Source organism: Methanoculleus sp. MH98A, assembly GCF_000691865.1.
Classification (GTDB): domain Archaea; phylum Halobacteriota; class Methanomicrobia; order Methanomicrobiales; family Methanoculleaceae; genus Methanoculleus.
This window is the reverse complement of the sequence record NZ_JMIO01000019.1, coordinates 1-13,801: the sequence shown is the minus strand read 5'-3', so window position 1 is coordinate 13,801 and position 13,801 is coordinate 1. Positions and strand designations below refer to the sequence as shown.

Annotated in this window: 14 protein-coding genes and 2 pseudogenes; 5 read left to right on the top strand and 11 right to left on the bottom strand. The window is 62.9% G+C overall.

Features of this window, described 5'->3' with window-relative positions; translation table 11 throughout:
• Positions 1-6: 6 nt before the first annotated feature.
• A complete protein-coding gene (locus tag EI28_RS15405) occupies positions 7-1,254 on the top strand; it encodes a GNAT family N-acetyltransferase (protein ID WP_082223073.1) in 1,248 nt (415 codons plus the stop codon).
• Here the strand turns inward: EI28_RS15405 and EI28_RS03855 are convergent.
• Entirely contained in the window at positions 1,242-1,430 is a 189-nt protein-coding gene (locus EI28_RS03855; RefSeq protein WP_048112806.1) for a hypothetical protein, read from the bottom strand. The two genes, EI28_RS15405 and EI28_RS03855, sit on opposite strands and share 13 nt — an antisense overlap.
• Positions 1,431-1,661: 231 nt before the next feature.
• Between EI28_RS03855 and EI28_RS03850 the strand changes: the two genes are divergently transcribed.
• Positions 1,662-2,159, top strand: coding sequence for a metallophosphoesterase (locus tag EI28_RS03850; protein ID WP_048112804.1), 498 nt, complete (start codon positions 1,662-1,664; stop codon positions 2,157-2,159).
• A 26-nt stretch (positions 2,160-2,185) separates the two neighbouring features.
• Here the strand turns inward: EI28_RS03850 and EI28_RS03845 are convergent, their stop codons facing one another.
• Positions 2,186-3,478, bottom strand: coding sequence for a hypothetical protein (locus EI28_RS03845; RefSeq protein ID WP_231476568.1), 1,293 nt, complete (start codon positions 3,476-3,478; stop codon positions 2,186-2,188).
• Positions 3,479-3,491: 13 nt separating this feature from the next.
• Positions 3,492-3,668, bottom strand: a complete 177-nt coding sequence (locus EI28_RS13940; protein WP_155937238.1) for a hypothetical protein — start codon at positions 3,666-3,668, stop codon at positions 3,492-3,494.
• A gap of 73 nt (positions 3,669-3,741) precedes the next feature.
• Between EI28_RS13940 and EI28_RS03840 the strand changes: the two are divergent.
• Together EI28_RS03840 and EI28_RS03835 are read left to right on the top strand one after the other, a co-directional pair.
• Positions 3,742-4,217: pseudogene (locus EI28_RS03840) on the top strand (pyridoxamine 5'-phosphate oxidase family protein).
• 66 nt (positions 4,218-4,283) lie between these two features.
• Positions 4,284-5,252: a hypothetical protein gene (locus EI28_RS03835; protein ID WP_052379657.1), complete on the top strand. Its 969-nt coding sequence runs from the start codon at positions 4,284-4,286 to the stop codon at positions 5,250-5,252.
• A gap of 1 nt (position 5,253) precedes the next feature.
• Here EI28_RS03835 and EI28_RS13105 read toward each other — a convergent pair whose 3' ends face one another.
• On the bottom strand, positions 5,254-5,775 hold the full coding sequence (locus EI28_RS13105) for a hypothetical protein (RefSeq protein ID WP_052379656.1): 522 nt from the start codon (positions 5,773-5,775) through the stop codon (positions 5,254-5,256).
• 113 nt (positions 5,776-5,888) lie between these two features.
• On the opposite strand from EI28_RS13105, the gene EI28_RS03825 reads away from it, so the two are divergent.
• Positions 5,889-6,821 (top strand): Clp1/GlmU family protein, encoded by a 933-nt coding sequence (locus EI28_RS03825; RefSeq protein ID WP_048112798.1) that lies wholly within the window; start codon positions 5,889-5,891, stop codon positions 6,819-6,821.
• Here EI28_RS03825 and EI28_RS15400 read toward each other — a convergent pair.
• The 7 genes and pseudogenes from EI28_RS15400 to EI28_RS03795 all read right to left on the bottom strand — a co-directional run.
• A complete protein-coding gene (locus EI28_RS15400) occupies positions 6,766-6,963 on the bottom strand; it encodes a DUF1646 family protein (protein WP_369792243.1) in 198 nt (65 codons plus the stop codon). The two genes, EI28_RS03825 and EI28_RS15400, sit on opposite strands and share 56 nt — an antisense overlap.
• Positions 6,960-8,018 carry an SLC13 family permease gene (locus tag EI28_RS03820; RefSeq protein ID WP_369792242.1) on the bottom strand — a complete coding sequence of 353 codons (1,059 nt, stop codon included), beginning with the start codon at positions 8,016-8,018 and terminating at the stop codon, positions 6,960-6,962. Before EI28_RS03820 ends, EI28_RS15400 begins: the two co-directional genes overlap by 4 nt.
• A gap of 83 nt (positions 8,019-8,101) precedes the next feature.
• Positions 8,102-9,109: a phosphate uptake regulator PhoU gene (locus EI28_RS03815; RefSeq protein WP_048112795.1), complete on the bottom strand. Its 1,008-nt coding sequence runs from the start codon at positions 9,107-9,109 to the stop codon at positions 8,102-8,104.
• A 239-nt stretch (positions 9,110-9,348) separates the two neighbouring features.
• Entirely contained in the window at positions 9,349-10,323 is a 975-nt protein-coding gene (locus tag EI28_RS03810; RefSeq protein WP_048112793.1) for a TIGR00341 family protein, read from the bottom strand.
• A 782-nt stretch (positions 10,324-11,105) separates the two neighbouring features.
• Entirely contained in the window at positions 11,106-12,068 is a 963-nt protein-coding gene (locus tag EI28_RS03805) for a sulfurtransferase (protein ID WP_082223072.1), read from the bottom strand.
• A gap of 842 nt (positions 12,069-12,910) precedes the next feature.
• Complete coding sequence (locus EI28_RS03800; RefSeq protein WP_048112791.1) at positions 12,911-13,585, bottom strand: metal-dependent hydrolase; 675 nt, start codon at positions 13,583-13,585, stop codon at positions 12,911-12,913.
• Between the two features lie 63 nt (positions 13,586-13,648).
• A pseudogene (locus EI28_RS03795) lies at positions 13,649-13,801 on the bottom strand (response regulator receiver protein); the annotation flags it as partial.

Genomic DNA, 13,801 nt, shown 5'->3' with positions numbered 1-13,801 from the left:
AGAAGAATGTTTGCAAAGGTGCTTATTCCAACGGACCTCTCCGAGGCCTCCTCCACCATGGCGGAGCGGGTCGGCGAGGTTCCGGGCGTCCGCGAGGTCGTCCTCATCCACGCCAGGAGATCAGCCGCCCCCTCGCCCGCCGATGACGATGCGCTCCGCCGGATGCAGGAGGTGGTGCAGCGGCAGGGCCTCCCCGTCGAGTCGGTGGTTGCGGAGGACGACGGGACAGGTGTCCCCGAGAGGATACTCCGGACCGCCGCGGAGATAGGAGCGAACCTGATTGCGATGGGAATCAGGGACCCGGGCCTTCTCCGAAACCTCTTCTCCGGCAACGTTGCGGCCACCGTGCTCCGGGATGCCCGGGTGCCTGTCCTGATCGTACCGCAGTCGGCAGGAGACGGGCCGGCGCTCTTTTCACGGCTGCTGGTGCCGACCGATCTCGCGGACCCGGCACCCGAAGTCCGCTCGCTCCTTAAGGGTGTTGCCGGGGACGGGACGGGGGCACTCCTGCACGTCGTCGAACCCGGGCGTTCGGAGACGGAGCAGGAGACCGGCGGCCGGCTCGCCGCCCTGAAAGACAGTCTGTCGGCCCCCGGGCGGGAACTCGAACCGCTGGTACGGGCCGGGGATCCGGCACGCACCATCTGCGCCGTGGCGGACGAGATCGGCGCATCCCTGGTTGCCATCCCGCGCATAGGGAGGCGTGACGCTGCGGGAGCCGCCCCGCTCGGGAGCGTCACGAGCGCCGTTATCGGGTGCGTAAAACAGCCGGTTCTGGTGCTGGCGGTCTCGATCCGCCTGCAGATCGAGACCCGGGAACTGCGGAGCGAGGAGTTCGGGCTCGCAGAAGAGATCTGGCTCGACTACCACGAGTTGAAGGCGGACCCGAAGACGGATCGGATATTCGGGGTCTTTGCTGACGGCACGCTGGTCTCCGTCGCCCGGTGCCGCCGGCACCCGGACGGCTATGAGGTGGACGGCGTCTTCACCCCGGTCAGGTTCCGGGGGCGGGGATATGCCCGGCGGGCGATGGACGCACTCGTCGAGGCGTGCCAGCACGACACCCTGTACATGCATTCGGTCAGGAACCTCGTCGACTTCTACGGGGAGTACGGATTCATGTCGATACCGGAGAGCGACCTCCCGCCGACGATCCGGGCAAGGTTCGCGTTTGCTCTCGGCGAGATGGAGGGGGCGAACGTCCAGCCGATGCGCCGGGCCGCAGGGTGGTTCCGGCGGTTTCAGTCGTCGTAGAGATCCGATTCCATATCGTCTTCGATCTCGTCGGGGTACGGGACATCAATGACGACCGATCCGTCCTCGAGGATGTCGCCGATCTCGATGTATACCCCCGCAGGAAACTCCCGCTCCTCTGTTCTGCCGTCAGAGTACTTGATGTATGCCCACATGCTGTCCCTCTGCAGATCCATTTTTTTCGGTGCCCCGGCATAATTCTGGGAGCATTCCCCCATTCCAGTATGGGATAATGGTTTTATAAAGATTTTACGCTCTAAAAAGCCGGGTTAGGTGTTAATATTCCGGATTTCCGGGGAGGTTTGTATAAAAGCGCATCTTTGAGGGCCGTAATGGAGGGATATGTTCTCTCTGCCCCTGCGGCGATGGACAGCCATATATATCGTGACGGTGCCCAAGGATGATGCATGCGCATCGGGATCCTCTCCGACACACACGACTGCCTTGAGATGGTGGACGAGGCCGTAAAACACCTGAACGGGGAACGGGTAGATCTGGTGCTTCACGCCGGGGATTACGTCTCGCCGTTCGTCATCCCCCGGCTTGCGAACCTGCAGTCTCCCATGATCGGTGTCCTCGGGAACAACGACGGCGATCACCGTCTCCTTTCGGCCGGATTCGCCGAGCACGACCGGCTCACCCTGCGGGGCAGCTTTGCCGCAGTTACCGCGGCCGGCATGACGATAGGGCTTCTCCACGGCGATGACCGCGAACTCCTGCAGGCGCTCATCGGACGGAAGGCCTTCGACGTCGTGGTTCACGGCCATACCCACCAGGCGCAGGTCCGAACGCTTGGGGGGACGCTGGTCGTCAACCCCGGGGAGGCCTGCGGTTACCTGACCGGGCGGCCGACCGTTGCCGTGCTGGATACGGAAACCCGGAACGTGGAACTGCTCTCCCTCTGAGGGGGTGAAAAAAGAGGCGGTGCGGGTTATACCGCTTCCGCGTCGTCGGGCACTTCGTCCAGTCTCCAGGTCGGAGTGCCGGCATACCCGAGATCCGCCCTGAGCGTCGCCCCGGAGGCCTCGAGTGTCTCCGGGACATCGAAGTAGAGGTAGCCTTTCAGTGATTCGTACCGTTCAAGCGGCTTTTTGTCGAACGATTCTCCGAGCGTGGTGAAGGGCGGGACCGTCAGGGGCGCAAACGTAGTCCCCTCGTAGTCGAGAACGAACGCGTCCCGTGCGGGCGTCTCGATGGTGTAGAGGTCGGAGTCGCCCTTGTGCCCGAGGTTGGTCGACTTGACTGCAACGAGGAGGAACATGCGTCCTTCGCCTGCTTCGACGGTCGGGGTCGACTCATTTCCGGGAACCTCCCGGTATGCCGTTGCGGTTCGGGTGGACTCGGCGAGCACCGAGACCATATTCTCGCCGCCCGGATCGTCGTATGTGTGGCGCTCCAGGAGATGGAGCACCTTTTGTGGAGGTGGCATTACGACGGGCCCGGTTCCTGCCGGGGTGCCGGGTGCTCCGGCGGCGACGTTCACCATGGGTGCACGGGATTGTATTTCGCCGGCTTCGCGGCTGACCGTCTCAAGGTTTTCCGACGCCGCCGCCAGATCGCTGAAGGCCGCCGGAACGGCATCTTCGCCGGGATCGGTCGAGCCGAGAAGTTTCGAGCTTGCCAGGGAGTATGCCTCGAGCGACCTGACGAACTCATCCTTGAAGGGCTGGCGTTCCGGGGAGACCTGGAGCGGCTCCACCTCGCGGAGCAGCCTGACGGAGAATGCATGCAGGTCGTCCGCCGCCGTAGCGGCGGCATCTGCATCCTGCAGGTAGAGGGCGTGAGCGTGCTCCATCGAGAGCCGCATCAGGCGTATGCTGGTGGTCTCGACCAATCCCGCCAGCCGTTCGTCGTCGTAACTGCCGGTTTCACCGGCGGGCATCGTCGGCTCCGTGCCGGCGTCGGCACCGGTCGGGGCGGGAATTGCACCGGTGGCGTTACCCTCGCCGGGGGTCACCGCGGGCATGTCGGGGTCCGCGTCGTCTTCGGTGAAGACCGGGACAGCATCGGGGGTACCGTTCTCGTCCGGGAGTACAGGATCACCGGATGGCTCCGATCCGTTCTCTGCCGCCGGAGGCTCCCTGATCGAGATCGGCAGCAGTTCTCCCGTCTCCAGAACCGCGAGCCCCTGGCCTGAGCCGGCAGCGGCCGGTACGGAGAGGAGGAATCCCGCACAGACGGCAATTCCAAGGAGAATCAGAGCGTTCTGGTGGTGCTTGCTCATGTGCATTTTTCTTTCAGTTGATAAATATAAATATTATTATATTTTCTTTTTGGAAAAAAGGGTTCTCCGGCAAAACCGTTTCCGGCACCGGAACATCTGCGGCATCCGCGACTCTGATCCCGGCAGCGCGGGCTGGCTCGCTGAGGGCCGTGGCCTGGAACAGCCGGCAAAAGACCCGCAGACCGCTCATGGTGCAGCAGAACCCTGCATCTTGTGGAAACTTATATGAACTCTCACGGGTTACCGGCATAGGAGGATGCCCGATGGAGATCGTGAAGATACCGAATATGGACAAGGCGGAGTACGACAAACTCATCGAGGAAGGGTTTCTCAGCCGTATCGCATTCCAGGGGGGGAAATACCCGTATATCGCCCCGTTCCTGTACGTTTTCGACGGAAAATTTCTCTACTTCCTGGCAACCAAGTACGGCAGGAAGAACGACCTCTTCCGGCAGCACCCGTACGTCTCCGTCGAGGTCGAGAGGTATTCCGGCGACCTCTCCTGCTACACCTTCGTGACGATGCAGGGGTACCTGGTGCAGCTTGAGGACGCGATCGAGAAGAAGATCATCAGGGAGAAGTTCGTGAACATGATCAAGCGCACAACCTCTCCAAAAACATCCTTGCGGCGCTCGGCCATAAGCCCGAGGAGCCGATCGAGGCGATCGCCTCCGAAGAGCGTTCAAACATCTGGAAACTGACCGGCGTGACCGATATCGTTGCCTTGAAGAATCTCTAACTTTTTTGGCGGAACCCTTATGGGTCGGGAAGTCACGGGACGGCTATGGCCCCGGGATGCCGTTTGGTGCTCTCCGTTCTTCTTATTGTGCTTCTGGCAACGCCGCCCGCCCTCGCTCATGTCCCGCTCTTCGCCCGGGACGGGTCGTCACCCGACGCGGCGCTCGCCGTCGAAGACCCGACGAAGTCGTGGGTGATCTACGATACCCTGCTAAACGGCCCCGCCGCCCGGTACTACCGGTTCCGGATGGAGGAAGGGGAGCGGATCTACGCAACGCTCCAGGTTCCGCGTCCCGGCGGGTTTGTGCCGGGCATGGTGCTCGCGGGGCCGGGTATCGGGAACCCAGGCACCGTCCCGCCCTACGTCGCTCTCCCGGAGGGCACCGGCGCAATAGCAGTGCCGGGGCGTCTCCCGGAGCACCCGGAGTACGAACCGTTCACGCCGTCGAAACTCTACAGGGTTGCCCGGATCGATATGACGGCGCCAGCGGCCGGCGACTATACCCTCGCGGTCTACACCCGCGGAGAGGGAGGAAACTACGCTCTTGCGCTCGGTTACGTCGAGTCCTACACCCTTGATGAATGGATCCGGGTTCCGATCGACGTCGTCGCCATCCACCGCCACGAGGGGCAGCCCCTCCTTCTGATCTTCGCGCCGATGATCGTCGTCCTCGCGATAGGAGCCGCCCTGCTGTTCCGGCGCCGCCGATCCCTCTCCCCCTTCGCCCTCTCCGGAGTGGTTGCCGGTCTCCTCTTCATCGGGAGCGGCGCGATGACCCTGATGCAGATGGTTATCGCGGCCGTGGGAACGGACGTCGGGGCCGCCCTCTTCCTGACCCTTGTCTTCGCGGTCATCCCCGTTCTCCTCGGGGTCTGGGCACTCCTGGTGGCCTTCCGCAGGCACATCGGGGCCGGGGAGCGCATCGCCATGGCGGCGCTCGGGGCTCTCGCCCTGGTTGCCTGGGCGGGCCTCGTGCTTGGCCCCGTGCTTGCCTTCATCGCCGCTATCCTGCCGGCCCGCCGCCCGCCGGTGTGAGTCACGCGAGAAGCGGTTCGAGCATCGTCCCCGCGGTATCGAGCAGTCCGGCGAGGCCTTCCGGTGTCGCGGTCCCTTTCTCCATCCAGCGGATGATGCCGCGCCCGTCCAGGAGGTAGATGTAGGCGAGCGACGGGTCTTCTATCCCGTAGGCCCGCCGGCACCGTTCGATATCCTCCGGGACGGTCAGCACCAGGTCGTGCTTTGCGGGAGGGGTGCCGCCCGCGAGCCCCTGCCGGATGTGGTCGGCAAGGGACCTGCCGACGAGGCGGTCGCCGACGACTAGAGCGAGGTAGGTCTTCACCCGGGGATTCCCGGTGAACGCACCGGTGAACGGGCCGCTCCATGACTCTTCCATCGGCCCCGCAGACTCGAGGAAGACGAGGACTACGAGCGAGACGTCGCCGCCCGCATCGTCGGGGAGGGTGACGACCCTGCCGGAGAGGGACGTCGCCATGAGGGTGGGAAACGTCCTGCCGAGAGCCGCGGGCACCGGATCGGTGGTTGCTGCCGTTCTGTTCATGGCCGCAGGTAAGGGCACCCTTTAGATAAAACTCTCCCCGGGGGGTGCGGCCTTTCGGCGGGGTGCGTTATATCCCTGGAGCGCAACAGTTTCTCCGGGGAGGCGTACCGGGTTTGATCGACATCGGGGAAGGATGGGAAGGCCTCGCCGCGGCGCTCCGGGGGTCGGATGTCAGGGAGCGCGTCTACGTCGTCGGATCGACGGACAGCGGGAAGACGACGCTCTGCCGTTACCTCGTCGATACGACGGCCGCGCAGACGAGGACGGCATACGTCGACTGCGATACGGGGCAGTCCCGGATCGGCCCGCCGACGACCGAGGGGATGGTCCTCTGTTCCGGTCCCACTTTCCTCCGGTTCGTCGGCTCGACGTCCCCGGGCGGCCACTTCGTCCAGACCATCACGGGGGCAAAACGCCTCGTCGAGAAGGCCGAAGAACTCTCCGCCCGCGCCACCGTCATCGACTCGCCCGGACTCGTCTCCGGCGGGACGGGCATCGAGTTCCAGTTCCAGATGATCGACCTCCTGCGCCCCACCCGCATCGTCGCCCTTCAGCGCGGGCGGGAGCTCGAACGGCTCCTTGCGAACTTCGCCCGCCGCCCGGGGGTTGCAATCCACAGAATCCCCGTATCCCCTGCGGTCGTCGCCAGGACCGCAACCGGGCGGCGGCGCTACCGCGAGGAACGGTTTGCCTCCTATTTTGCCGGCGCAGAACTGCAGGAGATCCCGCTCCGTGGGCTCGGTCTCCAGGGCAGGGTGCCCGACATGAGGAACCCCCGCGGGTCGCCGGGCGGCTGGTCTCCCTCAACGACCCCGAGAACTTTGTTGTCGCCCTCGGCATCGTCGAAGATCTGCACCCCGGAGGACGGCGGCTCGAGGTCTTCGCCCCGCCCTTCGACCCGGCCGCCGTCGCGTCGGTCCGGTTCGGTTCGATATACCTGGATCTCGGGGCGGTTCCGGGGTCGATGGAGTCGTTTGGGCCCTGAGTCCCTCACGCCGGGACGAGCGAGAGCCAGACCACGTACACCACCGCCTGGGCGAGGGTGAGCGGGACGCCGACCCGCGCGAACTCGCAAAACGTCAGTGTCTCGCCTTCCTTCTCCGCACCCTGGATGACGATGACGTTGCTTGCCGCGCCGAGGATCAGCATGTTCCCGGCAATGGTGCTGCCGGCCGCAAGCGCCATCATCCGACCGTGGACGTCCCGAGGTGGGAGAGGACGGGAAGGAAGAGGGCGACGAAGGGGACGTTTGAGATGAACTGGGAGGCGACGACGCCGGTTGCGACGATGACCGGGACGGCGGCGAGATCGAGCGAACTTCCCTCGATGAACGGCTGGAAGAACCCCGACTGCCAGACGCTCGCCATGAGGACGAAGAGGGCGGCGAAGAAGGCAAGTGTCGGCCAATCGATCCGGCGGAGGATCTCGAACCGCCGCCCGCTCCCGGCGAGGATGGGAACGGCCGCAGCGGCCGCGATCCAGGTCAGCGGGATATCGATGCCCGGGACGAGCATCACCGCGGCGACCCTTGCCGCGATCATGAGGACGAGCAGGATGAGCGAGAGGCGGGAGAGGGCCGCGAGCGCGGGATCACAGATCGCCTCCTCGCGGTGAACCAGCGGAACGGTGGAGTTGAGTTCGTCCGGGAACGCCCGGCGGAGGAAGGCGTAGGCGAGCAGGAGGGAGATCGCCGTCGGGACGGCGAGGTAGAGGGGAAACGTGATGAACGGGTTTGCAACGTCGCCCGAGAGCGCGATGAGGAGGTTCTGCGGGTTCCCGATGGGGCTTAGGACGCTTCCCGTCGTGACGGCGAACGCAAGAGCGAGCAGCAGGAGTTTTGAAGAGATGCCGTGCCGCCGGGCGAAGTAGAGCATCAGCGGGGTGCCGACGACCGCGAGCGTGTCGTTCATCAGGAGCGCCGAGAGGACGCCTGCGCCGATGAGGATGAGAACGACCAGGTGCCGGACCGACCCCGCCCGCGAGAAGAGGCGGAAGGAGAGGTGGTAGAGGTAGCCGCTCGACGCAAGCGCCTCCCCGATCACGAACATGAAGAAGAGGAAGAGCATCACGTCGAGGTTGATCGACGCGAGCGCGTCGAGCGGCGCGATCGATCCTGTTGCAAGGACGGCCGCCGCGCCGAGGAGCATCACCTGCCAGATGCGGAAGTCGGTGTTCCCGATCTTTCGGATCGCGATCAGGAGGAAGACGATGACGAGAACGACGAGCGGGATGAGTGTGCCCATGATATCGCCGGTGAAGATACTTGCGCGTTATCGATTGGTTTGCTCTCTACCCGAAAAAAAGAGCTCCCGGGGCCGACGGGCCGTCAGGCCGTCTGCCCGACGGTATAGTTGATGACGCTCTCACAAATGTCGCCGGAATATTCCCCGATCCGCCGGATACTGTCTGCAATCTGCCCCGTTGGGATCGCCGTCACCGCATCGAACCGGAGCACCCGGGTATTGATGTCGCGGGCCATCTCCTCGAGGTCGCGCACCCTCTGAAGCGTCGTGTTCGCCTTTTCGACGTCTCCCGTGTGAAACGCCTCCATGCTCCACGAGAAGATCTGCAGCGCAAGCGCGCTTGATTCGTCCATGAGATCGAGCGTCGCCGCCTCGATATCCCGGTCGATCAGGAGGAGGGCGTTGTGCGCGACCCGGGTGGCGTGGTCGGCAATCCGCTCGATGATCCTGCTTACCTGGAAACAGTACGCCGCCCGGGTTGCCGGGATGCCCATCCGGCGCGCGAGCGTGGCGTCGTTCGCGATGAGATTGTCCTGCCGCGCGATGAGCCAGTGCAGCCGGTCGACCTCCGTGTCCCGCACGACGACATCGCTCGCAAGAGCCGTATCATGCCCTCTTATCGCGGTCATCGCGTCCTGTTGCATCCCCCGCGCCAGAAGGTGCATCCGTTTGATGGTGTTTTCAAACGGCATCTCTGCGGGGTTGAGGAGATCCTTGATCGTTATCGAGGAATCCGTCTCGCCGACCACCTCCTGCCCGATCGCCATCTGCGTGAACTCCCTGACGAGCTGCAGGATGAACGGCGGCAGCCTTCCTTTCGATTCGAGACGGATGGTCGTGAATCCGGCAATGTACGCCCCTACGAGGAGGCGGAGCAGGTAGGTGCGGTCGGTCGCGGCTCCTACCTCGAAGACCCTGGTCCGGTGGGCCGATTCACCGCTGATCTTGGGGGTGACCAGGAGCGAACCGTCGGGCTGCACGACCAGTCCCACCGGATCGTTCTTCTGGATGTTCGCGGACCTGATCCACTGTTTCGGCAGGGATACGATGTACGACGAACCCCCGGTGATCTGGACTTTTCTGATCTCCATGGGTTGGTAGGCGTTGGTGCCGTGAGGATATATGCATTCTCTGTAGTATATACGCTACCGGAGTTTATGGGGGGGTGAATATACTCATATAGTCTCCTTTGGGAACGTCTGTCTGCTCGGGGCACCTGCATGGTAAGCATATGGTCCGGATCGGCGTAGCGCCCCGGGAACGGGCGCGCCAGGAAGAAGCCGGATCCCGGGCCGGTACGCTCCTGGTTACGCTCGGTGCGATGGCGCCGCTAACTCCACATGAGCCACGAGATCCAGAGAAGCAGGACGATCAGCAGCACGATCATCGCGACCGACCACGTCATATATCGCCTTGCGATGGTCTGGTCGCGGGTATCCCTGGGTTTGATCTTCAGCACGGTCACGGCGACGAGCGCCCCCGCTATCAGCCCGACAACCTGCCCGGTCACCAGCAGCGCAGTAGTGATCAGGCTCATGGGCTGGAGCACCAGAATGAGGCCGGCCACTACCGTCGGCGGGATGATGGCGGCAGCGATGGCGACGCCGGCGATCACCTCCGAAGTGCCCCGGTTGAACGCCACCACCGCTGCGAATCCGAGGAGCACCGCCATTATCGTGTAGATGGGGTTCACCACGAGGCGCGTGGCGATCTCGTCGGTCATCGTGAGCGGTATGACGATATTGATGAGAAAGGTGGCGATTGCGGAGAGGACGAGGACACCCAGGAGCAGCGCCGCGAGTACGCCGAGGCAGCGCAGGGCGTTCTCGATCCTGCCGAGAGCGGCATAGACGGAGAACCCGTAGATCGGGCCCATGATCGGGGAGAGGAGCATCGCCCCGATGATGATCGTCTGGTTGTCGAGGAGCAGGCCGGAGAGGGCTACCAGCCCGGCGATGGACGTCAACGACAACTTTTCCAGATCCAGGGTCCCATAATCCTTAACGGTGTCAAGCAGTTTCTCGACCGGTGTCTTCTCTTCCTTTTTTTCGACCTTCTTCTCGGCACGTTTCAGGAGCGACGAGATGACGAACTCCGGTGTCGATACCTCGATTATGTTCTCGTTGTACCGCAGGTCCAGTACGCCCTGGATCTTATCGATCAGGTCGTCGAGGTTCTCCTCCGGCGTGTATATGGTGATCCTGTAGATGTCCTGAACGAGCGATATCGTATAATGGAGGCCTTCGAGAACCTCTTCTACCTTCTCGTGCCCGTCCTCCCGCACGTGAACGACGATCTTCTTCATGTCTCCGCCCACCCGTCGGCTGCTCCGCCGATACGCGTGAGTTCCCACGCCTCCCGGTCCGTTTCATGCCGTGTGCCCGGCCGCAGACTCTCCCCGGGAGCCGTTCCTGCAAAGGCGGATGCTGCACCATAACAGCCGGCAGGCGCACGGAGGCAGTGCTCCGCTACGTAGCAATACGGGTATTCTAGGGTGAGAAATGTCGACAAGGCGTCCCCCATCGTGTGATCGCCGGGATCTTCATCGTCCACGGGAGCGATCCCGGCGACAGTACCATCCACGAAGAATGTAATGGCGGCGGATGTACATAAATGTTGCCTGGATACGGGAGATGTCGGGTTATCAAAGAATCGGCGGTCCTGAAGACGTTCTTGCTCGGTAAAACGCGGCGGTGCGTCGCGGAGACCTGCCTGCCGGTGGACGGTAATCCCGGAAGAAATGCGGTTTCGTGCCTGCGGTGCTCCGGCCCGTCGCAAGTCGCACCTTGACGGTGCTCCTGCTCGGTTCCTGCGGGACCTCGCAACTCGAAAACGCGAAGCGTTTTCTCGAGCTCCGGACTCGAAGGCCTTCGGCCTTCTCATGCTCTGCTCCTAAGGAGCGTCGCACCCTTCGGCCCGTCGCTTTTAGAGAGAAGAGGATACACGAAAAGACGACGTCAAGGGGGGAAGTGTCTTGCGTGGATCCAAATCTCTCTAGGTCTATCTAGTGCAGTCTAATATTTAATGATTTCTGTTTGGGAAATGTAGAAAATAAAGGTTTTGGCCGGTTGCCCGGGCATTTAAGGATTACCGTGCGGGAGCCGTCTCGACTCTCGCTCCTCGGGGCTCCGGCCCTTCTACGACCGGGTTGTCCGGATGGGTAACCCACTCGGTGAATGATCCCTCGTAGATCCGAACGTTCGGGTAGAGGTAGAGCCACTTTAAGAGGACAAACTCGTTCGTGGCTTCCCTCCCGGTTCCGCACGAGCAGATGACCGTCTTGCTCCGGTCGACGCCGTGCTCTTCCAGGATCATGTCGAGTTCGTCGTTGGATTTAAGCCGTGCCGGGTTCGCCTCGTGCATCAGGCTCTTCCAGGGCAGGTTGACGGCACCGGGGATATGCCCGGCCTTCCGCCAGGGCCCCTTCCCTTCATAGACCTTTGCCGGGCGTGCGTCGAGCACGACCACATCGTCGTTGTCCTTGATCCGCACGAACTCCTCGTACCCGATGGGGTAGTCGTCCCGGACCTCGACGGTGAACCTGGACGGCTCGACCGCGGGGTAGTCCTGCGAGAGTTCCCGCCCCTCGCTCTTCCATGCGTCAATTCCCCCGTCGAGGACGTACACGGCGTTGTGGCCGTATTTCGCCAGGGTGTAGGCCATCATCGTCTGTCCGAGTCCGTCGCCCGCGCCGGAGAACGCGCCTTTCCCGGTATAGACGACGACCGGGGAGTCGGCCTCGATACCCGCACGCCGGAACGACTCCTGCAGGCAGGCGTTCGGGCTGTACGACCCCGGGAAGCCGCGGTTTGATACCCGCAGGACGCCTTCGGTCAGGTAGACGGCACCGGGGACGTGCTCCTGGATGTAGTCGTGTATGTTCGGCTGAACGTCGATGACTGTCAGGTTTGTGTCGGTTAAGTGGCGTTCCAGCCACTCCGAGTTCACCAGTTTGACCTTCCCGTCACCACGGGGATACGGGATATTCTCCCGGTCGCTCGTGGCCTGCAGGCGCTCCATGCCGCCGGGAGTAAACATCTTCTCTTCCATTTTCCTCACCTCATGCTGGATACTCTCACCGGGGGCCGGTGAGCCCGCGTCACTCCAGGCGTGAGAGCACATATATCTTTGTGCGGGGTTGGGTGTGCGACTGGCCGAAGGTGCGACGTTCCTCCGGAACGGAGTTGGAGCACCGTTAGGAACGACGTTCCATGGGAACGGAGTTCGAGCACCGAAGGTGTGAGGTGCGGGGGCAGGAGGACGAGAAGAACGAAGTTCTTCGAGGGGACGGGGTCTGGTGAGGAGAAGTATTGCGCTCCGGCGAGCACATTTGCTAGAGCGGTGAGTCCTGGAGGCTGGTGCGCTGGTTCAACAGGCGCCGAAGGGTGGGGGTTTGGGTGTGCGAAGGTTTCCTTTATGGCTGATTCTGTTCCCCTTACGGCTGATTCTTCCTCACGATGTCGCAAAGCCTGTACACGGCTTTCCACTGGATATCGCCATTGGGGGAGGGGCTGACGGGGAGGGGGGCATGCCCCCCTCCCCTGTATCTGCCAGTACGCCGACATCTGTAACCCCACTCGAAGACTTTCGGTTTTCTCAAACTCCTAGAGTTGTCCGTCGCCCTTCCTGAGTTATCGAACACCTCCCTATATTGGCACTCGCAAACCTCTCCTCAAAAACCCCCACCTCCCGCGCTTCGCGCTCCTCCCGCCCCCAAGGGGGCGGGCAGTGCGTGGCGATAGGTGACTGACCGAAGGGCCGGAGCATGAACATCGAAAGTGTACAGTCCCTAGAAAACCGTGCACGGGACTTGAAACGCCCAGAACGTGGCTGGAGGAGTCAAGCATCGAAGATGTGCGTTAACCTTCCATAAAAATTGGGTGTGGGCCCCCTCACTCCCCGCCCCCCTCCGGGCCGACCTCGATGCTCTCTCCCGGCGAGAGCAGCGCGACCCGGATCGACGTCGTGCGCTCGATGGTCCGCTTGAACTCCTCCAGGTTCTGCCGGATGGCGGGGAAGGTGTCGTAGTGCATCGGGATCACGAGCGGCGCGCCGACATACCGCGCCGCTATCATCGCCTCGTCGGGCCCCATCGTAAAGCACCCGCCTACGGGGAGGAGCGCCACGTCCGGCCGGTAGAGGTCGCGGATGAGCTGCATATCGGAGAAGAGCGCCGTGTCGCCGGCGTGGTAGATGCTGACGCCGTCCATCGTGATGACGAACCCGGCGGCCACACCGCCGTAGAACCCCGGTCCCTCATCTTCCAGCCACGATGAGTGGAGCGCGGGTGTCATCGTGAACCGGACGCCGTCGACGGTGATGGTGCCGCCGAGGTTCATCGGTTCGGCGGGAACGCCCTTCGTTTTCAGGTATTTCGCCACCTCGTTGACGGCGACCGTCTTCTTCTTCAGTTGCGCGGCAATGCCCAGGTGGTCGGCGTGGGCATGCGTCACGGCAACGATATCGGGCTCTGCGGGAAGCGATCCCTCCGGGATGAAGGGATCGATGAGGACCGTCTGCGATCCGGAAAGCAAGAAACACGCGTGGCCAAGCCAGGTCAACCTCATGGAGAAGAGATCGATTCGTAATACTAAAAAAGTGTTCAGTGGATTATGAGAATGGACGGGGGTTCAGAACTCCCCCATGTCGATCGCTTCGGTGATGTCGATTGCTTCGCTAAGGCCGTCGTTCACGACACCGCGCGTCATCATCTCGGAGAGGTCGCGGTCCTCCATGACGTCCCTGATCCGTTCCAGGAACGGGTCGAGGGTGGTGTCTCTCTG

Bases quoted from the DNA above. Each gene is read 5' to 3' on its own strand.
- EI28_RS15405 (WP_082223073.1), top strand. From the start codon at position 7: ATGTTTGCAAAGGTGCTTATTCCAACGGACCTCTCCGAGGCCTCCTCC.
- EI28_RS03855 (WP_048112806.1), bottom strand. From the start codon at position 1,430: ATGGATCTGCAGAGGGACAGCATGTGGGCATACATCAAGTACTCTGAC.
- EI28_RS03850 (WP_048112804.1), top strand. From the start codon at position 1,662: ATGCGCATCGGGATCCTCTCCGACACACACGACTGCCTTGAGATGGTG.
- EI28_RS03845 (WP_231476568.1), bottom strand. From the start codon at position 3,478: ATGAGCAAGCACCACCAGAACGCTCTGATTCTCCTTGGAATTGCCGTC.
- EI28_RS13940 (WP_155937238.1), bottom strand. From the start codon at position 3,668: ATGAGCGGTCTGCGGGTCTTTTGCCGGCTGTTCCAGGCCACGGCCCTC.
- EI28_RS13105 (WP_052379656.1), bottom strand. From the start codon at position 5,775: ATGAACAGAACGGCAGCAACCACCGATCCGGTGCCCGCGGCTCTCGGC.
- EI28_RS15400 (WP_369792243.1), bottom strand. From the start codon at position 6,963: ATGATGGCGCTTGCGGCCGGCAGCACCATTGCCGGGAACATGCTGATC.
- EI28_RS03820 (WP_369792242.1), bottom strand. From the start codon at position 8,018: ATGGGCACACTCATCCCGCTCGTCGTTCTCGTCATCGTCTTCCTCCTG.
- EI28_RS03815 (WP_048112795.1), bottom strand. From the start codon at position 9,109: ATGGAGATCAGAAAAGTCCAGATCACCGGGGGTTCGTCGTACATCGTA.
- EI28_RS03810 (WP_048112793.1), bottom strand. From the start codon at position 10,323: ATGAAGAAGATCGTCGTTCACGTGCGGGAGGACGGGCACGAGAAGGTA.
- EI28_RS03805 (WP_082223072.1), bottom strand. From the start codon at position 12,068: ATGGAAGAGAAGATGTTTACTCCCGGCGGCATGGAGCGCCTGCAGGCC.
- EI28_RS03800 (WP_048112791.1), bottom strand. From the start codon at position 13,585: ATGAGGTTGACCTGGCTTGGCCACGCGTGTTTCTTGCTTTCCGGATCG.